Raw genomic sequence first — 21,609 nt, 5'->3', positions numbered from 1 at the left:
CCCATTCGCCCTGTTTCACACGAGGTTTTCATCATGGCACTGACCCGCGAACAAATGGCCCAGCGCGTAGCGCGCGAACTGCAAGACGGTTACTACGTAAACCTTGGCATCGGCATCCCGACCCTGGTGGCCAACTACGTGCCGGACGGCATCGATGTGATGCTGCAATCGGAAAATGGCCTGCTGGGCATGGGCGAATTCCCCACAGAGGAAACCGTCGATGCCGACATGATCAATGCCGGCAAGCAGACCGTGACCGCCCGCCAGGGCGCTTCTATCTTCGATTCGGCGCAGTCGTTCGCGATGATTCGCGGCGGCCACGTCGACCTCACCGTGCTCGGTGCCTTCGAGGTGGACGTGCAGGGCAACATTGCCTCGTGGATGATCCCCGGCAAGCTGGTCAAGGGCATGGGCGGGGCCATGGACCTGGTGGCGGGCGCGGAGAACATCATCGTGACCATGACTCACGCATCCAAGGACGGCGAGTCGAAACTGTTGCCCCTGTGCAGCCTGCCACTGACCGGCGCCGGCTGCATTCGCAAGGTGCTGACCGACCTGGCCTACCTGGAAATCGAGGACGGTGCGTTCATCCTCAAGGAACGGGCACCGGGCGTCAGCATCGACGAGATCAAGGCGAAGACGGCAGGCAAGTTGATCATCGCCGACGACGTGATCGAAATGCGTTTCTGACAACTTTCTGCCAACCCCTGCAGCTCTCTACCTATAACAACAAGGAAACACCACCATGTCCGCACAACTGGAAGAGAGCCGCTACGCTCGCTTCGCCCTGCGCTGTTCGGGCTGGGCCGAGCGCTGGTTCCCCGACTCCTACGTCTTCGCCGCGGTAGCGGTGTTGCTGGTGGCGCTGGGGGCGCTGGCCATCGGCGGCACTCCGACGGCCACGGCAACCGCGTTCGGCGATGGATTCTGGAGCCTGATCCCGTTCACCATGCAGATGGCGTTCGTGGTGATCGGCGGCTACGTCGTAGCCAGCTCACCGCCGGCCGTGAAGCTGATCGATCGGCTGGCGCGCATCCCGCGCAACGGTCGCTCGGCCGTTGCCTGGGTGGCGCTGATATCCATGGTCGCGTCTTTGCTCAACTGGGGGCTGTCGCTGGTGTTCGGCGGGTTGCTGGTGCGCGCACTGGCGCGGCGCACCGACCTGCGCATGGACTATCGCGCCGCCGGTGCGGCGGCTTACTTGGGGCTGGGCGCCGTATGGGCTCTGGGCCTGTCGTCTTCGGCGGCGCAGTTGCAGGCCAACCCTGCCAGCCTGCCACCGTCGATTCTCTCCATTACCGGAGTGATTCCGTTCACCCAGACGATCTTCCTCTGGCAATCGGGCGTGCTGTTGCTGGCACTGGTGCTGGTGTCCCTGGTGGTCGCCTACGCCACTGCACCAGGCCCCAACTCGGCCCGTGATGCCCAGGCCTGCGGCATCGATCCGGCCTTCAGCCTGCCGCCACTGAACAAGCGCAGCCGGCCCGGCGAGTGGCTGGAATACAGCCCGCTGATCACCATCTTCCTGGTGCTGCTGGCCGCAGGGTGGCTGTTCCACGAGTTCTCCACCAAGCCTGCCATCACCGCCATTTCGGGGCTCAATACCTATAACTTCCTGTTCATCATGCTGGGCCTGTTGCTGCACTGGCGCCCGCGCAGCTTTCTCGACGCGGTGGCCCGGGCAGTGCCAACGACCACTGGCGTGTTGATCCAGTTTCCCCTCTACGGTTCGATCGCCGCGATCATGACCACGGTCAAGGGTGGCGACGCACAGACTCTGGCCCACCATATCTCGACCTTCTTCGTACAGATCGCCTCGCACGATACTTACGCGGTACTGATGGGCGTCTATTCGGCGGTGCTGGGGTTCTTCATTCCATCGGGCGGGGGCAAATGGATCATCGAGGCGCCCTACGTCATGCAGGTCGCCAACGAACTGCAATACCACCTGGGATGGGCAGTGCAGATCTACAACGCCGCCGAGGCGCTGCCGAACCTGATCAATCCGTTCTACATGCTGCCGTTGCTGGGCGTGTTGGGGTTGAAGGCGCGGGACCTGATCGGGTTTTCGTTCGTGCAGCTGTTGGTGCACGCGCCGCTGGTACTCTTTCTGCTTTGGGCATTGGGCACGACACTGGCCTATACCCCGCCCATTGCACCCTGACCAAGCAGCCCGCGCTACGTTGATCGGGAATATCTCCCCGCCGAGCCACTGATTCAGTAGTGGCTATTGCGCAGCAACCCGCCCTCGGGGTACACATCTAGGTTGAATGGGGACAGGCTGGAAGCCCACCTATCGTGAACCGATGTAGGGAGATATTGAAATGCTTGATAACGGCGCGGGCGGCGGTCCGGACCAGAACGAACAGGTGAGTCGGGTTATCGCCGAGGAAATCCGCAATCTGCATACCGCCGCTTTCCGAGATTTGGATCAGGCAGCGGTGCAGATCATAGGGAAGGTCGAGGCCTTCAGGGAACAAGGCCTGGTCAGCTCCGAGGTCGCTCGGCAACTGATCTTCGACGTGCGCAACGAGCGCAGTCGCATCAGCCGCTGAGCGGTCTTGTTGCCGGCATTGAAATGGCGGTCAGCCGCCAGCGGTGTCGATGTCGGCGTCAGTATTTTCAGCCTCCGCAGGTGCGTCGGGGTCGACTTCTGGCTCGGACTTGAAATCCGGGCTGAAGCGATTGCCTTCGGCCGTGGTCGGGTCGTTGGCATCCGGGCTAGCCTGCGGATCCAGCGCTGGATCATTGGGCGTGGCGTTCGCGGCGTCGCCTGTATGGCGATCGACGTCGTTCGGCGCGGGTGTGTGTTCGCTCATCTCATTCTCCCGATGCTCAAGAGTGCATGACCAATCAGTGCTTGCCGCCTTCGGAGCCAGTGCCGTCACCCATGTCGTGGCTGCCCGATTCTGGCTTGGTCACTGCACCGCCCATGGAGCTGCCTTCGGGGTTGCCAGTATTCTGCGGCTTGATCTGGGTGCTGGTGCCGTCGCGCGGGGCGGCCGAGCCATCGGTGTTGCCATTGGACATGTTGGTACCGGTACCGGATGGTACGCCGACTGCCGAAGGTACGGTGCCCTTGGCGGCCGGGTTGGTCGGCCCGGTGCTGTTGTCGGCCAAGGCGGGCAGGGCGGCTGCGGCCAATAGACCTGCCAGCAGGGCGGCGTTGATGCGTTTCAGGCTTTTCATGGAGCTCTCCTTGTTCGTGAATGCTTCATGCATTGGGCTATGCGCTGCGGCCAGTGGTGCCCACGTGCCGACGAACGGTGTCTGTAAAGGATGGGCTGGGAGCGGAGAAAGGGCTGCGGTATGGGGACATACCGCAGCAGCAGGATCAGGCGAGCAGTTGCGTGCCGAGTTGGAATGCGACCCAGACTGCCAGGATGGTGGCAAAGCCCAGTGCGATGTTTTCGAACCAGTTGTTGCGGTAGTTGCCGAGCAGCTTCTTCTGGTTGGACATGATCAGCAAGCCAAGGGAGATCACTGGCAGGCCAATGATGTTCAGCGCATTCACACCGATGGTCAGGGTCACGAAGTCGGGCATGCCCGGCAGCGACCACACCAGCGGCGTGACCAGAATGAACAGCATGAACCACTTGTGCATCGGGTCATGGTGGAATTCCTTGCCATACTTCTCGCGGCGCTCGGGACGAATGTGCTGGAAGGCATCGGTGATCAGCATCGGGAACGCCGTGGTCTTGCCGGCGATACTGGCGAACAGGGTCGCGAACACGCCAACGAAGAAGATCAACCAGCCGCCGGTGCCGAAGAACATCTGCAGCGCCGCACCCAGGTCATCCAGGGTTTTCACTTCGATGCCGTTGGGACGCAGGATTTCCGCGCCGACGACCCAGATCGCCAGGTTGATGATGATACCGACGAATACTGCAAACAGCAGATCGTTACGCTGAATGCGCTTGTGCTCCGGGCCAACCCAGCCTTTCTGGCGCATGACGTAGGGATGGACGAAGTTGGCGATGGAACCGGCCACCGCACCGATCACCGACACCGCTACCAGCAGCGCACCGTGCACGCCCTCGTCAGGCGGTATGCTGAAACCGATGGTACCTGCCAGGATGCCGCCGACGTCCGGTTTGGACATGATCGCCAGTGCCATGAACGCCAGGGTCATCAAGGCCAGCAAGCCTTTCATCACGCCTTCGATCAGCGAGTAGATGTTGCGACCTACCAGCAGCCACACACCCAGCACCACGGCAAAGGAAGCCAACAGCGGATAATCGATGTGCAGCAGGGTTGCCAATGCTTCACCGGCACCTTTGATCATGTAGGCGTTGGTCAGGTGACCCATGATCAGCGCGTAGCCCAACATGAACCAGGCGAAAAAGGGATGCAGCTGCGCATAGCCCTGCAGGATGGTCATGCCTTGGTTGTTGCAGAGCTGGAAGCGGGCAATGATGTTGACGATGAGGAACCGGAGCAGCAGCGACACGGCCAGCACCCACATCATGGCGTAGCCATAGTTGGCACCGGCCACGGAGGAGGTGATCAAATCGCCGGCGCCCAGCCATGACAGGACGGCGATGATGCCCGGTCCGACGATCTTGGCGAGCCTGCCCAGGCGAGTCGTGGGGGCGGCCGCCTTCTTTTCGAGCGAGTGGGTACTCGTCATGGGTGAATTCCCTTTGTTGTTTTTGTGGATGGAACAGGGGGTTATTCAAGCATGAGTTAGGATGTCATATGACCTGACAAGTTGCAAAAGGTGTAAGTGGATGTTTCTCGCCGGGAAGGGCGTTTTGTTCCATCCCCGGCAAGCGTGCGCAATCCCTGTAGCAGCGGCGCAAGCCGCGTCGGCGATGCACGCAATGTGCCTGATGGAATGCGGTGACGCCGGACGCGGCTCGCGCCGCTGCTACAGAAAACGCACGCGGCTGAACCAACCGGGTGAATGGCCTTCTTATGAGCCTTACCGCAAAAGGAATGCAGCCATGTCGAAGATCATCGTCGATGACATAACGCCCCCGGCCAATGCCAAGGCCGACGTGCTCATGTTCGGTACCCCCAAGGACCGCCTGGATTTCTACCGCAAGGAAATCCAGTACGAAACCTCCATCCTATCCAACCGTACCGACGCCTACCTGTCCGCGCAGTCGTTTCTGGTCATCGCCTATGCCTCGTCCATGGCCAATCTCAACCCGGAGTGGGGCAAGCTGTTCACCCTGGTCGTTCCGCCGCTACTGGCGTTGTTCGGTCTGGTGAGTTCGCTGCATGCCTGGCCGGGCATCCGTTCGGCCTACGACATCATCGATCACTGGCACTTCAAGCAGAGCCAGTTGCTCGACAGCGAGCCGGCGATGGGTGCAGCCTACGATGAATCGCCGCTGTTCAGCGAGCGCGAATCGAACGAGAAGCGCTGGCGCGGAGCGTTGATGTTCTCCATGAGGTCACCGTTTCTGTTCAGTGTGCTGTGGGCGATACTCGGCGTTTTTGCGGTGTATGCGCAATACACCAATCCAGGCGGCTGAATGCAGAAGGCCCCTGCAGATGCAGGGGCCTTCGGGTGTGGCAGGTTAGCGGATCAACGTACCGAGCTCATTGCCTGCTGGCGACTGCGCTCGTATTCCTGAGAATCGACCGCCGCGGCATCGGGCTTACCCAGATCGGCCATGGGGATACGGTAGGTCTCCTTGGCGGTGAACGCTGCCAGGGCTGCGATGCAGCACACGCCCAGGGCCAGCGAACCGACGACCATCGGAATGTTGGTGGAGCCGGGCGGTGCCATGGCGGCGAACAGTGCCGGTAGCAGGGCAGTGATCAAGGTACCCACGTTCTGCGAGATGGCCATGGCCGATACGCGGTAGCGAGTTTCGAACAGCTCGGGGTAGAAGCTTGGGAACACGGCGTTGTAGCCCTGGTAGAACACGCCCCACATCAGGATCGACATACCGAAGGCCAGCGGCACGTTGTGGATGCTGATCGCATACAGGTAGAAGAACGACAGGATGCCGGAGCTGAGGGCGCCGCCGATGATCATCGGACGTCTGCCGATTCGGTCGGAGAGGTTGCCGACGAAGGGGATGATGCACACCGCTACCAGGTTGCCGACTACCGGAATCCACAGGTACACGCTCTTGGCGAAACCGACACCGTAGGCCGGTTGCACCGCGTAGGCGGCGCCGAAGATGGTGGCAACCACTGGAATCACGTTCATCAGTGCCATGCACATGACCAGGCCCATGTTGCGCCAGCTGTGCTTGAACGCTTCGAGGACCGGGGATTTCGGGATGGCAGCGCGTGCGCCCTCGGTTTCGAAGGCCGGGGTTTCGTTGACCTCGCGGCGGATGATGTAGCCGGCGATCAGCACCACGGCGCTGAGCAGGAACGGAATCCGCCAGCCCCACGAGTTGAACGCTTCTTCCGGCATGAAGTAGGCCAGTGGCAGGAAGATCGCCGCTGCGAAGATCTGCCCAGCCTGCACGCCTTGCAGGGTAAAGCTGGCGTAGTAGCCCCGTCTGCCGAAGGGCGCATGTTCAAGGATCATCGAACTGGCCCCGGAAATCTCCCCGGCCACCGCGAAGCCCTGGATCAGGCGCAGCACCACCAGCATGGCCGGTGCCCACAGGCCGACCTGGCTGTAGGTGGGCAGCAGGCCCACGGCCATGGTCGCGAAGCCCATGAGGAACATGCACAGCAGCAAGACGTTCTTGCGGCCGCGGGTGTCACCCCAGTGACCCAGGAAAAACGCACCGATGGGGCGGGCAACGTAGCCCACGCCGTAGGTGGCCAGGGAGGCGACGATGGCGACCTTGGGGTCGGTGTTGGGAAAGAATATCTGTGGGAAAATCAGCGCCGCGGCCTGGGCATAGATGAAGAAGTCGTAGTATTCCAGGGCGGAACCGACCCACCCGCTGGCGGTGGCCTTCTTGGTTTGCTTCGAGCCGTGCGATTCTGACTGAGCATGCGCCATGCTGTGTCTCCGTTGTTTTTATTATGAAGCATTGGAACCGTTGGCTTCGTTTCGACCCGTGCAGGCAAGGTTGCATGCGGGGGAGAAGAGCAAAACTAACTGGGTAGTTAATGTTTAGCAGTGGTGCTGAATCAGTGTCAATACGGACGCACAGCCGGGTTGCATGGATCACCTGGCCGTTCTGCCTGCAAGACTGCCCCAAGTGTGTTCGGGTTTCAACTGCAAGCAGCGTTCTAGAGCGGTTGCGCCGCGGCCCGTCAGGACGATACCGCTCTGCCTCATTGCCTAGCTAGCTTGCTATTCTAGCCGCTGATCGCACACATTTGTTGGAGGTCTATACGCTGCCCGGGCCGCGTCGGCGGCCAGTGCTGTGGATCAGGCCAGATCACGCACCAGATTGCCCAATGTCTGCATGGCTGCCAGCTGCACCTTGTCCATGGGCGTGCCGTAATTCAAACGAATGCAATTGCTAAAACGCCCACTGGCGGAAAAAATCGGTCCCGGCGCGATGCTGATGCCCTGCGCCAGTGCCAGGCGGAACAATTGCAGCGAATCCACGCGAGCCGGTAGCTCCAGCCACAGGAAATAACCGCCCTCGGGGCGACTCACCCGAGTCTCTTCGGGAAAACACCGCGCGATCGCTGCCATCATCGCGTGCTGTTGACCCTGCAATGCATCCCGCAGCCGATGCAGATGGCGATCGTAGCCGCCGTGCTGCAGGTAATCGGCAATCGCCGCCTGGCCGGGTACCGACGCGCAGATCGACGTCATGATCTTCAGCCGCTCGACCTTCTGCGCGAAGCGCCCGGCCGCCACCCAGCCGATGCGGTAGCCCGGTGCCAGGCTCTTGGCAAACGAGCCGCAGTGCAGCACCCAACCCTCGCTGTCGTAGGCCTTGGCCGGACGCGGCGCGTGCTGGCCGAAATACAGTTCGGCGTACACATCGTCCTCTATCAAGGGCACCTGGTGCTGGTGCAACAGCGCCACCAACTGGCGCTTGCGCGCGTCGGGCATGCTCGCACCGATCGGATTCTGAAAATTGGGCATGCACCAGCATGCCTTGATCGGTAGCCGCTGCAGCGCGTTGGCCAGCGCATCCACGTCCAGCCCGTCGCGCGGATGGGTGGGAATCTCCACCGCCTTGAGCTTGAGCCGCTCCAATACTTGCAGGCAGGCATAGAAGGCCGGCGCCTCGATGGCCACCATGTCACCCGGTTCGGTCACCGCCTGCAGGCACAGGTTCAGTGCTTCCAGCGCGCCATTGGTGATCAGCAGTTCATCGACCGGCAGGTTTACCCCGGCAATGTTGTAGCGCAAGGCGATCTGCCGACGCAGCTCGGGGCTGCCAGGAGACAGGTCGGTCACCGTCTCGCGCGGGTGCATGGCGCGGCTGGTGCTGGCCAGCGAGCGTGCCAGGCGGGGCAGGGGAAACAACTCGGGGCTGGGAAAAGCCGAACCCAGTGCTACCGTGTTGGGGTCTTTGATCGAATCGAGAATGGAGAACACCAGTTCACTGACGTCGACATCGGTCGATTCGGCCAGTGCCTGGGTTTCCACCAGAGGTTCGGCCAGCGCACGCTCGGCCAGCGCGTTGACGTAGTAACCGGAGCGCGGTCGGGCGCGGATCAAGCCACGCCGCTCCAGCAGGTAGTAGGCCTGGAACACCGTCGAGGGGCTCACGCCGTGGGTCTGGCTGGCGTGGCGCACCGAGGGGACGCGCTCATCAGGCTTGAGCACGCCGGTGCGAATGAGCTCGGCAATGTGGTGGGCAAATTTCTCGTAGCGTTTCATGACCGGCCTGGTTTCATCGGCAAGGCCTGCACTATGCCAGCCGGACCGCTTCGCGGACAGCCGACAGACCGCATGCGTGCAGTAGGCCGGCTGTGTGCGCTGCCCTCAGGCCTGGATCGGCGCCGGGTCGATGGGCGGGTCGCCCACGGGAGTGGGCGGTACCGTCGGCTGCACCGGCACACCTTCAGGTTCGTCCTGAGGCACCGGCGGTGGCAGGTTGGGCTGGTCGATGTTGGGATCCGGTGTTCCGGGTGGAAGCGGAAGGTTCATGGCGCTACCTCGGCAGGGTGGAAGACTATGAGGAAGAGTAGTGCCTGCGGTGGACAGCGCAGAAGCCCATTTGGCTCCATGAAAGGCTGTTGCACGCTGCAAAGGCATATGAACTTTCCCTGCCGCCCCGGCTCCGAACCTAAGCGATAGACAAACCCGGTTCACTTCACCGCTTGCACAAGCACAACAGCGTCCAGGTGACGCACAGGAGCGAGGCTCGATGACGGCTGATCAAACTATCCAAGCGGACCAGAACGCGACCGACGCACAGACTCCAGACCACGTGCTGAGCCTGTCCCAGGCGCTGCTGTTGCCACGGATCGTGATCGAAGACACACAGCCTGCCATCGACGGTGGCCAGTTCGCCGTCAAGGCCATCGTTGGCCAGAGCATCACGGTCAGCACCAAGGTCTATGCCGACGGCCACGACAAGATGGCCGTGGTCCTGCGCTGGCACGAGGCGGGCTCCGACACCTGGCACAGCACGAGCATGCGCGAACTGGGCAACGACAGCTGGGAAGCCGAGCTGGTCATCGACAGCGTGGGCACCCACGCCTACTGCATCGACGCCTGGATCGACCAGTTCGCCAGTTACCGCTACGAATTGGAAAAGAAGTACGCCGCTGGCGTGACCATCGAATTGGAGCTGGAAGAGGGCCGCGTTCACCTCGAACAAGCCGCCGCCCGCAGTCAGGACACCCTGGCACGGCAGCTGCGTCAGTTGCACGATGAATTGCAGGGGCTGGATCAGGACGCCAAGGTTGCGCTGCTGTTGCAGCGTGACACCCAGGCCCTGATGTCGTTGGCCGATCATCGTGCGTTTCTGTGCTCCAGCATCGAGTACGCCCTGGACGTGGAACGCGAGCTGGCCCAGTTCGCTAGTTGGTATGAGCTGTTCCCTCGCTCGATCACCGACGACAAGGCGCGCCACGGCACCTTCAATGACGTGCACAGCCGCCTGCCGATGATTCGCGACATGAATTTCGACGTGCTGTATTTCCCGCCGATCCATCCGATCGGACGGGCGCACCGCAAGGGCCCGAACAACTCCCTCACGGCAGGCCCGGACGATCCCGGCAGCCCTTACGCCATCGGCAGCGCCGAGGGTGGCCACGACGCCATTCACCCACAACTGGGCACCCGCGAGGATTTCCGCAACCTGGTGGCCGCAGCGGCCGAGCACGGTCTGGAAATCGCCCTGGATTTCGCCATCCAGTGCTCGCAGGATCACCTGTGGCTCAAGGAGCATCCGGGCTGGTTCAGCTGGCGCCCGGATGGCACCATCCGCTATGCGGAAAACCCGCCGAAGAAATACCAGGACATCGTCAACGTCGATTTCTACGCGGCCGACGCGGTGCCAGGCCTATGGACCGAGCTGCGTGACGTTGTCTGGGGTTGGGTCGAAGAGGGCGTGAAGATTTTCCGCGTCGACAATCCGCACACCAAGCCGCTGCCGTTCTGGCAATGGTTGATCGCCGATATCCGTAGCAAGGACCCCAGCGTGATGTTCCTTGCCGAAGCCTTCACCAAGCCTGCGATGATGGCGCGCTTGGGCAAGGTCGGTTACTCGCAGAGCTACACCTACTTCACCTGGCGCAACACCAAGCCTGAGCTGACCACCTATTTCACGCAGTTGAACCAGGCTCCTTGGGCACACTGCTACCGGCCGAACTTTTTCGTCAACACGCCGGACATCAACCCGTTCTTCCTGCACGACAGCGGCCGCGCCGGGTTCCTGATTCGTGCTGCGCTAGCCACCATGGGCTCTGGCCTGTGGGGTATGTATTCAGGTTTCGAACTGTGCGAATCGGCGCCCATTCCCGGCAAGGAAGAGTACCTGGACTCGGAGAAATACGAGATCCGTCCGCGGGACTACACGGCGCCGGGCAACATCATTGCCGAGATCGCCCAGCTCAATCGTATCCGTCGGCAGAACCCGGCCCTGCAAACTCATCTGGGCGTCGAGTTCTTTCAGTGCTACAACGACAACATCCTGTATTTCGGCAAGCGCACCGCCGACCGCAGCAACTATGTTCTGGTCGCGGTCAACCTGGACCCGCGCAATGTGCAGGAAGCGCATTTCGAACTGCCATTGTGGGAGCTGGGCCTGGATGACGATGCCGCTACCAATGGCGAGGACCTGATGACCGGGCACCGCTGGACGTGGCACGGCAAGACCCAGTTCATGCGTATCGACCCGGGTTACCAACCGTTCGGCATCTGGAGGATCACCCGCGTACAACCCTAGCGCAGGGCTCTGCCCTGTGCGCTACACCACTACGCTGCACACCACGTCGTACCTGCACTCAATGTTGCCTAGCCGCTCAAGACAAGGAAACGACAATGGCGAAAAAGCCCCGGTCACAAGCGTTCATCGATGACCCGCTCTGGTACAAGGACGCGGTGATCTACCAAGTCCACGTCAAGTCGTTCTTTGACTCCGACAACGACGGGATCGGTGACTTTCCGGGGTTGATCGCCAAACTCGACTACATTGCCGACCTGGGCGTGAATACCATTTGGCTGTTGCCGTTCTATCCCTCGCCGCGTCGCGACGACGGCTACGACATTGCCGAGTACAAGGCGGTACATCCCGACTACGGGACATTGGCCGATGCCCGGCGCTTCATCAACGAAGCGCACAAGCGTGGCCTGCGGGTGATCACCGAACTGGTGATCAACCACACCTCCGACCAGCACCCCTGGTTTCAGCGGGCGCGCAAAGCCAAGAAAGGCTCCAAGGCGCGCGATTTCTACGTGTGGTCCGACACCGACGAGAAGTACGACGGCACACGGATCATTTTCCTCGACACCGAGAAATCCAACTGGACCTGGGACCCGGTGGCCGGCCAGTATTTCTGGCACCGTTTCTATTCCCACCAGCCCGACCTGAATTTCGATAACCCGCAGGTGATGAAGGCGGTCATCGATGTCATGCGCTATTGGCTGGACATGGGCATCGACGGCCTGCGCCTGGACGCCATTCCGTACCTGATCGAACGCGACGGCACCAACAACGAGAACCTGACCGAGACGCACCAGGTGCTCAAGCAGATCCGTGCCGAGATCGATGCCAACTACCCGGACCGCATGCTGTTGGCCGAAGCCAACCAATGGCCCGAGGACACCCAGCTGTATTTCGGCGATGCCAAGGGCGACAACGGCGACGAATGCCACATGGCCTTCCACTTCCCGTTGATGCCGCGCATGTACATGGCACTGGCCCAGGAAGACCGCTTCCCGGTCACCGACATCCTGCGCCAGACCCCGGCGATCCCGGCCAATTGCCAGTGGGCGATCTTTCTGCGCAACCACGATGAACTGACCCTGGAAATGGTCACCGACCGTGAGCGCGATTACCTGTGGAATTACTACGCCGCCGACAGCCGCGCGCGCATCAACCTCGGCATTCGTCGCCGCCTGGCGCCGCTGCTCGAGCGCGACCGTCGCCGGGTCGAGCTGCTGAACAGCCTGCTGTTGTCCATGCCCGGTACACCGACCCTGTATTACGGTGACGAGATCGGCATGGGCGACAACATCTACCTGGGCGACCGCGACGGCGTACGCACGCCCATGCAGTGGTCGATCGACCGCAACGGCGGCTTTTCTCGCGCCGACCCAGCCAGCCTGGTGCTGCCGCCGATCATGGATCCGCTGTACGGCTACCAATCGGTCAACGTCGAGACCCAGGCCAACGACCCGCACTCGCTGCTCAACTGGACCCGGCGCATGCTCGCCGTGCGTCGCCAGCAGAAGGCCTTCGGCCGCGGCAGCCTGACCATGCTCACGCCGACCAACCGGCGCATTCTGGCCTATGTGCGCGAATACACCGGTAGCGATGGCAAGACCGAGATCGTGTTGTGTGTCGCCAACGTCTCGCGTGCCGCCCAAGCGGCTGAATTGGATCTGTCCCCGTACGCCGGCATGGTGCCGGTGGAAATGCTCGGCGGCAGCGCCTTCCCACCCATCGGTCAGCTGAATTTTCTGCTGACCCTGCCTCCTTACGGCTTCTATTGGTTCCTGCTCGCCAGTGAAACCCAGATGCCGAGTTGGCACGTCGAACCGGCCCAAAGCATGCCTGACTTCCAGACCCTGGTTTTGAAACAACGGATGGAGGAGCTGCTCGACGAGCCGTCGCGCAGCACTCTGGAACACACTTCCCTGATGCAGTACCTGCCCAAGCGGCGATGGTTCGGCGGCAAGGACGTAGCCATCGACAACCTGCGTATCGCCTATGGCGTGCGCTTCGGCACGAAGACGAACCCGGTGCTGCTCAGCGAGCTGGAAGTCACGGCCGGTGGGCAGACCAGCCGCTACCAGTTCCCGTTCGGCTTCATCCCCGAAGAACACAGCGGTTCGCCGCTGCCCTTGCAGCTGGCACTGTCACGGGTCCGACGTGGTCGTGAAGTCGGCCTGATCACCGATGCCTTCGTGCTGGAAAGCTTCATCCACTCGGTCATCGATGGCCTGCAGGCCGACCAGACTCTGGCAACGGGTGAAGGTGAGATCCATTTCAAGGCCACCGATCATCTGGCTGGCTTGAACCTGAACGAGACCTCGGTCATCCGCTACCTGTCGGCCGAGCAGTCCAACAGCTCGGTCGTGATCGGCGGCAGCCTGGTACTAAAAATGATTCGCCGGGTCAGTGGCGGGATTCACCCGGAGCTGGAAATGGGGGCTTACCTGACCGCGGCTGGTTACGCCAACATTTCGCCGCTGATGGGCTCGGTCAGCCGCGTGGATGCCAGTGGCACGCCTCATCTGCTGATGATCGCCCAGGGCTACCTGAACAATCAGGGCGATGCCTGGGAGTGGACCCAGAACAACCTCGAGCGCGCCATTCGCGATGAAATGGCGTTCGCCCATTCCGAACAGGGCCAGCGCTACGACGCCCTGGGTGAACTGGCTGACTTTGCCGGTATGCTCGGCCAGCGGCTGGGCGAAATGCATGTGGCCCTGGCCGCGCCGGGTGCGCAGGCCGACTTCCTGGCTCGCGTCAGCACCGAGAAAGACGCCCAAGCCTGGACCGACAGCATCTGCAGCCAGGTCGAGCGGGCCCTGGGCCTGCTCGAGCAGCGCCGCGCCGATTTCGCCGAGCAGGACCAGGCGCTGGTTGCCGAACTGCTCAGCGAGCGTGACACGCTGCTGGCCCATGTCGAGCAGTTGAGCAAACAGGCGGTCGGTGGCTTGATCATGCGTGTGCACGGCGACCTGCACCTGGGCCAGATGCTGGTGGTGCAAGGCGATGCCTACCTGATCGATTTCGAGGGCGAGCCTGCAAGGCCCCTCGAAGAGCGCCGGGCCAAATACAGCCCCTACAAAGACGTCGGCGGGGTGCTGCGCTCGTTCGATTACGCGGCCGCCATGGCGGTCCGCAATGTGCAAAGCACCGATGCATCCGAAGAAGCGACGGCGGCGCGCCAGCGCGTGGCCAAGCGTTACCTGGCGCAAGCCCGGCAGGCTTTCATCACGGCGTATGACCTGGCGACCCAGGCCGTGCCCCATCAGTGGCAGGCCGCCGACGGCGCCCGCGCTGCACTGGATCTGTTCAGCCTGGAAAAGGCTGCCTACGAGATTGCTTATGAAGCGGAGAATCGCCCGAGCTGGTTGGCCGTGCCCTTGCACGGACTGTTCGGGCTCTTGAGTACGAGGGAGAATAAACAATGAGTGCGCACAGCGAACAGGGCAAGCGTGATTCCGGCGCGTTGCTGGCAAAAGCCGATATCGAGGCGCTGGTCCGTGCCGACCATGCCGATCCGTTCTCGGTTCTGGGCGCCCACAGCGACGGTGGCACGGGCAGCTATATCCGCGCCTATCTGCCGACGGCTTTGAGCGTGCAGGTATTGGCCAAGGACGGGGGCCATCCCTTGACCATGCTGGACCAGGGTGACGTACCCGGGATATTTACCGGCCACATCGAGCAAGCGCAACCTTATCTGCTGCGTGTGCAGTGGGCCGGTGGCGTTCAGGTCAGCGAAGACCCCTACAGCTACGGCAACCTGCTGGGCGAAACGGACATCTACCTGTTCGCCGAGGGCAAGCATCGCAACCTCGGCACCGTCTTCGGTGCACAGTTCATCGAGATGGAAGGCGTACAAGGTACGCGTTTTGCGGTCTGGGCGCCCAACGCCAAACGCGTTTCGGTGGTCGGCGATTTCAACGTCTGGGACGGCCGTCGTCACCCCATGCGTCACCGTACTCCTTCCGGTGTCTGGGAGCTGTTCATTCCCGGCCTGCAGCCCGGTGAACCCTACAAGTACGAAATTCTTGGTCAGCACGGCATCCTGCCACTGAAGGCCGACCCCATCGCCCTGTGCACCGAACTGCCGCCTTCTACTGCTTCGCGCGTGGCCAAGCCCATGCAGTTCGCCTGGGACGACGATGCCTGGTTGAACACCCGCGGCGAGCGTCACGCCGTCGGTGCACCGCAATCGATCTACGAGCTGCACGCCGGTTCGTGGATGTGCGAGTTGGACGAAGCAGGTGAAGTCGTTCGCCCGTACAACTGGCACGAGCTGGCCGAGCGCCTGATCCCCTACGTGCAGAAGATGGGCTTCACCCACATCGAGCTGCTGCCGATCATGGAACACCCCTTCGGTGGTTCGTGGGGCTACCAGCCGCTGTCGCAGTTCGCGCCATCGGCTCGCTATGGCACGCCGGAAGACTTCGCGGCGTTCGTCAATGCCTGCCACAAAGCCAATATCGGTGTGATCCTGGATTGGGTGCCTGCGCATTTCCCGACCGATGAGCACGGCTTGGCGAACTTCGACGGCACAGCGCTGTACGAGTACCACAACCCACTGGAAGGCTTTCACCAGGACTGGAACACCTTGATCTACAACCTGGGCCGCACCGAGGTGCACGGCTTCATGATTGCCTCCGCTGTGCACTGGCTCAAGCAGTTCCACATCGATGGCCTGCGTGTGGATGCCGTGGCCTCGATGCTGTACCGCGACTATTCGCGCAAGGCTGGCGAATGGGTGCCTAACGAGTACGGTGGCAGAGAGAACCTGGAAACCATCGCGTTCCTGCGTCACCTCAACGACGTAGTGAAACAGGAAGCACCGGGGGCCATGGTCATCGCCGAGGAATCCACTGCCTGGCCGGGCGTGACCCAGCCTACGCAGGAAGGCGGCCTGGGCTTCGACTACAAGTGGAACATGGGCTGGATGCACGACACCCTCAACTACATCCAGAATGACCCGATCCATCGCAATCATCACCACAGCGAACTCAGCTTCGGTCTGGTGTACGCCTATTCCGAAAACTTCGTCCTGCCGATTTCCCACGACGAAGTGGTGCACGGCAAGCACTCGCTGATCGACAAGATGCCGGGTGACCGCTGGCAGCAATTCGCCAACCTGCGTGCCTACCTGACCTTCATGTGGACGCATCCAGGTAAGAAGCTGCTGTTCATGGGCTGCGAGTTCGGCCAGTGGCGCGAGTGGAACCACGACCATCAGTTGGATTGGTACCTGACGCAGTACTCCGAACACTCGGGCGTGCAGCAATTGGTCGCCGACTTGAACCGCCTGTACCGAGACGTGCCGGCCTTGCATCAACAGGACTGCCAGCCCGAAGGCTTCCAGTGGGTAATCGGTGACGACGCCACCAACAGCGTGTTCGCCTGGCTGCGCTGGAGCGCTGATAACGAGCCGGTGCTGGTGGTTGCCAACTTCACACCGGTGCCACGCGAGGCTTACACCGTCGGCGTGCCGTTCGGTGGTGAGTGGGAAGAGCTGCTCAACAGCGACGCCGAGCAGTATGCGGGCTCCAACTTCGGTAACGGCGGCAAGGTGTTTGCCAGCGAGGAGGGCAGCCACGGCCAGCCGCACGCTATCAACCTCAACCTGCCACCTCTGGGTGTGCTGATTCTGCGTCCTACCCGGGCCGATACCCAGGGCTGATATCCCTGAGCTTGCGCCAACAAAAAAGGGCTCCTTCGTGGAGCCCCTTTTTTTACCCTTCACATGGCGCCGATCAGTGCAGCCCTTCGTGCTGAGCGACCGTCGTCGGCTCGCGGCTCCACAGTTCCAGCAGAAAATCACCTTCCCTGTGCTCCACCAGTTTGTGCATGCCCAGTTCCGCTTGCAGCTGCGCATGCACCTGTTCAGCCGTCTGCGGTGCGCCGTCGATGGTGGCCAGCCAATGACAGGCCACCAATTGGCCGCCCGAATTCAGGGACAGGCGCACATGTTCGATGACTTTGCTGAAGTCAGCTCGATTCAGGTAATAACCCAGTTCGTTGAGCACGATCAGGTCGAAGCGCTCGCTTGGCCAGTCGGCGGGCAAGGCAGCCTGCCGCGCCTGGGCGTGGGCGATCTCGCTCAGGCGCGCCTGGGTCAGGCCGACTGCGCGGCTGTTCATGTCACAGCTGAGCAAAGCGTCGCAGCGCGTGGCCAGGGCCAGGCTGGTTTCGCCGTTGGCACATCCCGGCTCGAAGATGGAGCCATAGTGCTCCTGGGGCAGGCACGCCAGCAGCAAGGCGCGCTTGCGTCGCTCGTACCAGCGATGACGCATGGCCCAGGGGTCGTCGTTACCTTCGTAAAGCTTGTCGAAGTACTGATTGTCGACGCTTTGTCCGCTCATAGAAAAACGACCTCGAACGGCTGCAGCAGCCGTTCCAATACATAGGGGGGCAGTACGGGCGCCAGACCGATCTGAGGGTCACCTTCCAGCTGGCTGGCGAAGGCGTGCACGGCGTGGCTCTTGCGCGCCACCATGGCCTTGTCCAGCGGCAGCTTGCGTGCGCGTTCCCAAGGGATTCGGTCGTCTTCGGGCGTTGCCCAGTGCCAGGTCCAGATCGGCAACTCATGGTGCGTCGCACCGGCCGCTGCAGCTGCGCTGGCGCCCGCGCGACCCACGGCTTCGTGGTCGGTATGGCCGTCGTTGCTCCAGGTGCTGAACACCACATCGGTGGGCTTGAGGTAGCGCTGGATGAACTCGGTCAGCCGGTGTTCCTGGTTGGCCACGCCGCTGTCGGCAAAACCGCCACGAATCCACTGCAGGCTGTGCAGTGGCAGACCCAGCCGGTGCAAGGCTTCGGCGCTTTCCTGTGGACGCACCGCGCTCAGGCGTTCGGCCGGCCAGGTCTGCGACCCTGGATGACTGGCGCTGCCGTCGGTTACGGAAATGATCAGGATCTGTCGATCCAGCCCTGCAAGCAACTGCAGCAATCCGCCACAGCCGAGCACTTCATCGTCTGGATGCGGGGCGATGATCACCGCTCGCGAACCGGTGGGCACCAGTGTCTGAGCTTCGATCAACGGCAGCTCGGCAAGGCGCCGTGAGCCGCGCCAGGCCTGCAGGGGCGTACCCTGGCCTACGATGGGATTTTCTTTCATAAACTCCAGGTCCGCGTGGTGGGGGCGCCCAGAAGTTGGCCAAGCGCGGCAAGGTCGCGCTCGGCGTGGCTCTGTCGCAGGTACACCGGCAGATCGGCGATCAACCGGGCGAAGTGGGGGTCTTTGCAATAGGGGCCAGCGCCCAACGCACGGCCGACGTGACTGATGACGGTTTCAGCGGTCTCTTCGGCCACCGCACGGCACAGCCGCGCCGAGTGTTCGAACGGGCCGTCGGGCTGTTGATCTGCCGCGCTGGCCGCCTGGCGCAGCACGGCCATGCAGGCGCCGAGTGCCCGGTCCACTCCGCCCAGGTGAGCCAAGGCGTGGGCTTCGGGCCGGTTATGGCAGTGCTGGGCCAGATGGCGGCCAAGCTCGCGAGCAGCGCCGAACCAGCAGGCGGCGATACCGATGCCGCCCAGCCAGAAACCCGGACGGCTCAAGTAACCGCCCGCCGGTCCGACGTACCAGCCTTCAGCGTTCTCCAGCAAGATTTCGACGCTGCCAGTGTTAGCCATGCCCACCGCATTCCAGCCGTCATCGGTAACGCACAGGTTGGGCTGGTCCATCGGCACGGCGACCAGCTGCTGTTCGCCATCGTCATCCCAGGCGGTCAGCAGGCCATGGGTGACCACGCTGGCGCCCGAGCACCAGGCCTTGCGACCGCTGAGCACCGCCCGGCCGCCTTCCATGCGCACCATGACCCTCGCCTGGGGTGGCTCGGAGGCCCAGGTGCCCCAGATCGAGCCTTGCGGCACCGGCCCGGCGTTCAGCTCCTGCATGATCGCCAGGGCATCGGTGTGCCCCTCGTAGAGCTTGCACAGGCCCAGATCGTGCCCGGCCACGGCGGCCAGGCACTGCCAGCGTTGCAAGGTGTCGCCACCGGCCGGCAGCGGCAGGCTGTCCAGGCCGGCTGCACACAGCCGACGCAGCTCCTTGCCCAGGGCCGCCGTGTCGGCGTAGCCCGGCGCCGGCCAGGTCAGCGCTTCGGTCAGTGTTGGTTTCATTCTTCGACATCCCGGTGCAGTTCGAACATCAGCATCGAGCGGCCGGTCACCAGGAACTCGCTACCGAATTCCAGGCGCTCATGCTCACCCAGTTCTGGACGGTTGGTGTCGATGCGACAGTTCCAGTACTCGCCCTCCGGCACCTCGGGCAAGGTGAAATTGACCACGTCGTGGTGGGCATTGACGATCAGCAGCAAGGTGGCATCGGCCCCTGGCTTGCGAATGCCGCTGGGTTGCGCACGGCCATCGAGCATCATGCCCAGGCAGCGACCGTTGGCGTCTTCCCACTGCTCGGCGGTCATCTCGTTGCCCAGCGGGTCAAGCCAGGTGACATCCTTGACGCCGATGGCCTCGTTGTACTCGCCGACCAGAAAACGATTGCGGCGCAGGATCGGGTAGCTGTTGCGCAGCTTCACCAGGCGCTTGACGAAACGCAGCAGGCCTTTGCCTTCCTCGTCGAGTTCCCAGTTGATCCAGCCGATCTCGCTGTCCTGGCAGTAGGCGTTGTTGTTGCCGCCCTGGGTGCGCGAAAATTCGTCGCCGGCGACGATCATCGGCGTGCCCTGGGAGAACAGCAGGGTGGTGAAGAAGTTGCGCATCTGGCGCAGCCGCAGCTCGATGATTTCCGGATCGTCACTGGGGCCTTCGACACCGTGGTTCCAGGAGACGTTGTTGCTGGTGCCGTCCTGGTTGTCTTCTTCGTTCTCTTCGTTGTGCTTGTCGTTGTACGACACCAGGTCGCGCAAGGTGAAGCCGTCATGTGCGGTGATGAAGTTCACCGAGGAATACGGCCGGCGGCCACGCTGGTTGAACATGTCGCCCGAGCCGGTCATCCGTGCGGCGAAGTCGGCCAACTGACCGTCGTCGCCTTTCCAGAAGGCCCGCACGGTATCGCGGAAGCGATCGTTCCATTCAGCCCAGCCAGGGGCGAAACCGCCGACTTGATAGCCGCCGGGGCCGCAGTCCCAGGGTTCGGCGATGAGTTTGACCGTGCGCAGCACCGGGTCCTGACGGCAGGCGACCAGGAAGCTGTGGCGTTCCGAAAAGCCGTCGTGGTAACGGCCGAGGATGGTTGCCAGGTCGAAGCGGAAACCATCGACGTGCATTTCCGAAGCCCAGTAGCGCAGCGAATCGGTGACCATCTGCAGCACGCAGGGGTGGCTCAGGTCCAGGGTGTTGCCGGTGCCGGAGTCATTGATGTAGTAGCGCTTGTTCTCCGGCATCAGGCGATAGTAGGAGGCGTTGTCGATGCCGCGCATCGACAGCGTCGGGCCTTGCTCGTTGCCTTCGGCGGTGTGGTTGTAGACCACGTCGAGGATCACTTCCAGGCCCGCGTCGTGCAGGTGCGCGATCATCTCCTTGAACTCGGCGATCTTGCCGCTGGCGATGTAGCGCGAATGCGGGGCGAAAAAGGCAATGCTGTTGTAGCCCCAATAGTTGTTGAGGCCTTTCTGCAGCAGATGCTGGTCGTTGACGAATCCGTGGATGGGCAGCAGCTCGATCGAGGTGACGCCCAGCTTTTTCAGATGCTCGACCACTTCCGGCACGGCAAGACCGGCAAAGGTCCCACGCAATGCTTCAGGGACGGCCGGGTGTTGCATGGTCAGGCCGCGGACGTGGGCCTCATAGAAAATGGTCTTGTCCCACGGCACGCTGACGCGATGATCTCGGCCCCAGGTGTAGGCCGGGTCGATGACCTTGCTCTTGGGCACGAAAGGCGCGCTGTCGCGTTCGTCGAAACTGAGGTCGCCGTCGGGGTGGCCGATGGTGTAGCCGAACAAGGCTTCGGACCACTTCAGCTCCCCCACCAATTGCTTGGCATAGGGGTCGATCAGCAACTTGTGGTGGTTGAAGCGGTGGCCGTTCTCCGGGTCGTAGGGGCCATACACACGGTAGCCGTAGATCAGCCCTGGATGGGCGTCGGGCAAGTAGCCGTGGTAGATCTCATCGGTGTATTCGGGTAACTCGATGCGCTCGATTTCCTCTTCGCCACTGGCATCGAAGATGCACAGCTCGACCTTGGTGGCGTTGGCCGAAAACAAGGCAAAGTTGACGCCCAGTCCATCCCAGGTCGCACCCAGTGGGAAGGGCAGGCCTTCACGGATGCGCGACGGTTCGGTGGGTTCTGGCGCGGGTGCAGCTTTTTTTTGCGGACTCATGGTCGATCCTTGCTCTTGGTTTGCACGCGTAGGGCGCAGGCAGATGTCACGGCATCTTCGGTGTCTACAGAGTCGGGTCTACAGGGGGCTGTAACGGGTAGGTCAACACGCTGGCC

Annotated in this window: 17 protein-coding genes; 7 read left to right on the top strand and 10 right to left on the bottom strand. The window is 62.3% G+C overall.

Features of this window, described 5'->3' with window-relative positions; translation table 11 throughout:
* The first annotated feature begins 33 nt into the window (after positions 1 to 33).
* The 3 genes from LT40_RS11135 (at position 34) to LT40_RS11125 (ending at position 2,555) form a co-directional block, all read left to right on the top strand.
* Positions 34 to 690 carry a CoA transferase subunit B gene (locus LT40_RS11135; protein ID WP_043189994.1) on the top strand — a complete coding sequence of 219 codons (657 nt, stop codon included), beginning with the start codon at positions 34 to 36 and terminating at the stop codon, positions 688 to 690.
* Positions 691 to 745: 55 nt separating this feature from the next.
* The gene (locus LT40_RS11130; protein ID WP_043189992.1) at positions 746 to 2,164 is read left to right on the top strand and encodes a short-chain fatty acid transporter; all 1,419 of its coding nucleotides are present in this window, start codon (positions 746 to 748) and stop codon (positions 2,162 to 2,164) included.
* 160 nt (positions 2,165 to 2,324) lie between these two features.
* Positions 2,325 to 2,555 (top strand): hypothetical protein, encoded by a 231-nt coding sequence (locus tag LT40_RS11125; protein ID WP_043189989.1) that lies wholly within the window; start codon positions 2,325 to 2,327, stop codon positions 2,553 to 2,555.
* A 30-nt stretch (positions 2,556 to 2,585) separates the two neighbouring features.
* Here the strand turns inward: LT40_RS11125 and LT40_RS11120 are convergent, their stop codons facing one another.
* From LT40_RS11120 to LT40_RS11110, 3 genes are all read right to left on the bottom strand, one after another.
* Complete coding sequence (locus LT40_RS11120; RefSeq protein ID WP_043189986.1) at positions 2,586 to 2,819, bottom strand: hypothetical protein; 234 nt, start codon at positions 2,817 to 2,819, stop codon at positions 2,586 to 2,588.
* Between the two features lie 34 nt (positions 2,820 to 2,853).
* Positions 2,854 to 3,189, bottom strand: coding sequence for a hypothetical protein (locus LT40_RS11115; protein ID WP_043189983.1), 336 nt, complete (start codon positions 3,187 to 3,189; stop codon positions 2,854 to 2,856).
* Between the two features lie 145 nt (positions 3,190 to 3,334).
* The gene (locus LT40_RS11110) at positions 3,335 to 4,630 is read right to left on the bottom strand and encodes an Nramp family divalent metal transporter (RefSeq protein WP_043189980.1); all 1,296 of its coding nucleotides are present in this window, start codon (positions 4,628 to 4,630) and stop codon (positions 3,335 to 3,337) included.
* A gap of 316 nt (positions 4,631 to 4,946) precedes the next feature.
* Between LT40_RS11110 and LT40_RS11105 the strand changes: the two genes are divergently transcribed.
* Complete coding sequence (locus LT40_RS11105) at positions 4,947 to 5,483, top strand: hypothetical protein (RefSeq protein WP_043189976.1); 537 nt, start codon at positions 4,947 to 4,949, stop codon at positions 5,481 to 5,483.
* Positions 5,484 to 5,536: 53 nt separating this feature from the next.
* Here LT40_RS11105 and LT40_RS11100 read toward each other — a convergent pair whose 3' ends face one another.
* The 3 genes from LT40_RS11100 to LT40_RS21750 all read right to left on the bottom strand — a co-directional run bounded on the left by LT40_RS11100 (position 5,537) and on the right by LT40_RS21750 (position 8,986).
* Positions 5,537 to 6,925 (bottom strand): MFS transporter, encoded by a 1,389-nt coding sequence (locus LT40_RS11100; RefSeq protein ID WP_043189972.1) that lies wholly within the window; start codon positions 6,923 to 6,925, stop codon positions 5,537 to 5,539.
* Positions 6,926 to 7,300: 375 nt separating this feature from the next.
* Positions 7,301 to 8,716: a GntR family transcriptional regulator MpaR gene (gene mapR, locus LT40_RS11095; RefSeq protein ID WP_043189969.1), complete on the bottom strand. Its 1,416-nt coding sequence runs from the start codon at positions 8,714 to 8,716 to the stop codon at positions 7,301 to 7,303.
* 105 nt (positions 8,717 to 8,821) lie between these two features.
* Positions 8,822 to 8,986 (bottom strand): hypothetical protein, encoded by a 165-nt coding sequence (locus LT40_RS21750; RefSeq protein ID WP_167335526.1) that lies wholly within the window; start codon positions 8,984 to 8,986, stop codon positions 8,822 to 8,824.
* A gap of 220 nt (positions 8,987 to 9,206) precedes the next feature.
* Between LT40_RS21750 and LT40_RS11090 the strand changes: the two genes are divergently transcribed.
* The 3 genes from LT40_RS11090 to glgB all read left to right on the top strand — a co-directional run bounded on the left by LT40_RS11090 (position 9,207) and on the right by glgB (position 16,893).
* Positions 9,207 to 11,234, top strand: a complete 2,028-nt coding sequence (locus LT40_RS11090; RefSeq protein ID WP_052393400.1) for an alpha-1,4-glucan--maltose-1-phosphate maltosyltransferase — start codon at positions 9,207 to 9,209, stop codon at positions 11,232 to 11,234.
* Positions 11,235 to 11,329: 95 nt separating this feature from the next.
* Positions 11,330 to 14,653: a maltose alpha-D-glucosyltransferase gene (gene treS / locus LT40_RS11085; protein ID WP_043189966.1), complete on the top strand. Its 3,324-nt coding sequence runs from the start codon at positions 11,330 to 11,332 to the stop codon at positions 14,651 to 14,653.
* The gene (glgB, locus tag LT40_RS11080) at positions 14,650 to 16,893 is read left to right on the top strand and encodes a 1,4-alpha-glucan branching protein GlgB (protein WP_043189962.1); all 2,244 of its coding nucleotides are present in this window, start codon (positions 14,650 to 14,652) and stop codon (positions 16,891 to 16,893) included. The genes treS and glgB overlap by 4 nt, the downstream gene beginning before the upstream one ends.
* Before the next feature lie 73 nt (positions 16,894 to 16,966).
* Here the strand turns inward: glgB and LT40_RS11075 are convergent, their stop codons facing one another.
* The 4 genes from LT40_RS11075 to glgX are packed head-to-tail and all read right to left on the bottom strand — an operon-like array spanning position 16,967 to position 21,493.
* Positions 16,967 to 17,575 (bottom strand): class I SAM-dependent methyltransferase, encoded by a 609-nt coding sequence (locus tag LT40_RS11075; protein ID WP_043189960.1) that lies wholly within the window; start codon positions 17,573 to 17,575, stop codon positions 16,967 to 16,969.
* Positions 17,572 to 18,330, bottom strand: a complete 759-nt coding sequence (locus LT40_RS11070; protein WP_043189958.1) for a PIG-L deacetylase family protein — start codon at positions 18,328 to 18,330, stop codon at positions 17,572 to 17,574. The genes LT40_RS11075 and LT40_RS11070 overlap by 4 nt, the downstream gene beginning before the upstream one ends.
* Complete coding sequence (locus LT40_RS11065) at positions 18,327 to 19,334, bottom strand: acyl-CoA dehydrogenase family protein (RefSeq protein WP_043189956.1); 1,008 nt, start codon at positions 19,332 to 19,334, stop codon at positions 18,327 to 18,329. Before LT40_RS11065 ends, LT40_RS11070 begins: the two co-directional genes overlap by 4 nt.
* A complete protein-coding gene (glgX, locus tag LT40_RS11060) occupies positions 19,331 to 21,493 on the bottom strand; it encodes a glycogen debranching protein GlgX (RefSeq protein WP_043189953.1) in 2,163 nt (720 codons plus the stop codon). Before glgX ends, LT40_RS11065 begins: the two co-directional genes overlap by 4 nt.
* Positions 21,494 to 21,609 lie beyond the last annotated feature (116 nt).

The organism is Pseudomonas rhizosphaerae, assembly GCF_000761155.1.
GTDB lineage: Bacteria > Pseudomonadota > Gammaproteobacteria > Pseudomonadales > Pseudomonadaceae > Aquipseudomonas > Aquipseudomonas rhizosphaerae.
The sequence above is the reverse complement of the archived record's forward strand: the minus strand, read 5'-3'. Positions and strand labels throughout refer to the sequence as shown.

What these genes read in the sequence shown, in the direction of transcription:
- LT40_RS11135 (WP_043189994.1), top strand. Translation starts at nt 34, where the DNA reads ATGGCACTGACCCGCGAACAAATGGCCCAGCGCGTAGCGCGCGAACTG.
- LT40_RS11130 (WP_043189992.1), top strand. Translation starts at nt 746, where the DNA reads ATGTCCGCACAACTGGAAGAGAGCCGCTACGCTCGCTTCGCCCTGCGC.
- LT40_RS11125 (WP_043189989.1), top strand. Translation starts at nt 2,325, where the DNA reads ATGCTTGATAACGGCGCGGGCGGCGGTCCGGACCAGAACGAACAGGTG.
- LT40_RS11120 (WP_043189986.1), bottom strand. Translation starts at nt 2,819, where the DNA reads ATGAGCGAACACACACCCGCGCCGAACGACGTCGATCGCCATACAGGC.
- LT40_RS11115 (WP_043189983.1), bottom strand. Translation starts at nt 3,189, where the DNA reads ATGAAAAGCCTGAAACGCATCAACGCCGCCCTGCTGGCAGGTCTATTG.
- LT40_RS11110 (WP_043189980.1), bottom strand. Translation starts at nt 4,630, where the DNA reads ATGACGAGTACCCACTCGCTCGAAAAGAAGGCGGCCGCCCCCACGACT.
- LT40_RS11105 (WP_043189976.1), top strand. Translation starts at nt 4,947, where the DNA reads ATGTCGAAGATCATCGTCGATGACATAACGCCCCCGGCCAATGCCAAG.
- LT40_RS11100 (WP_043189972.1), bottom strand. Translation starts at nt 6,925, where the DNA reads ATGGCGCATGCTCAGTCAGAATCGCACGGCTCGAAGCAAACCAAGAAG.
- mapR (WP_043189969.1), bottom strand. Translation starts at nt 8,716, where the DNA reads ATGAAACGCTACGAGAAATTTGCCCACCACATTGCCGAGCTCATTCGC.
- LT40_RS21750 (WP_167335526.1), bottom strand. Translation starts at nt 8,986, where the DNA reads ATGAACCTTCCGCTTCCACCCGGAACACCGGATCCCAACATCGACCAG.
- LT40_RS11090 (WP_052393400.1), top strand. Translation starts at nt 9,207, where the DNA reads ATGACGGCTGATCAAACTATCCAAGCGGACCAGAACGCGACCGACGCA.
- treS (WP_043189966.1), top strand. Translation starts at nt 11,330, where the DNA reads ATGGCGAAAAAGCCCCGGTCACAAGCGTTCATCGATGACCCGCTCTGG.
- glgB (WP_043189962.1), top strand. Translation starts at nt 14,650, where the DNA reads ATGAGTGCGCACAGCGAACAGGGCAAGCGTGATTCCGGCGCGTTGCTG.
- LT40_RS11075 (WP_043189960.1), bottom strand. Translation starts at nt 17,575, where the DNA reads ATGAGCGGACAAAGCGTCGACAATCAGTACTTCGACAAGCTTTACGAA.
- LT40_RS11070 (WP_043189958.1), bottom strand. Translation starts at nt 18,330, where the DNA reads ATGAAAGAAAATCCCATCGTAGGCCAGGGTACGCCCCTGCAGGCCTGG.
- LT40_RS11065 (WP_043189956.1), bottom strand. Translation starts at nt 19,334, where the DNA reads ATGAAACCAACACTGACCGAAGCGCTGACCTGGCCGGCGCCGGGCTAC.
- glgX (WP_043189953.1), bottom strand. Translation starts at nt 21,493, where the DNA reads ATGAGTCCGCAAAAAAAAGCTGCACCCGCGCCAGAACCCACCGAACCG.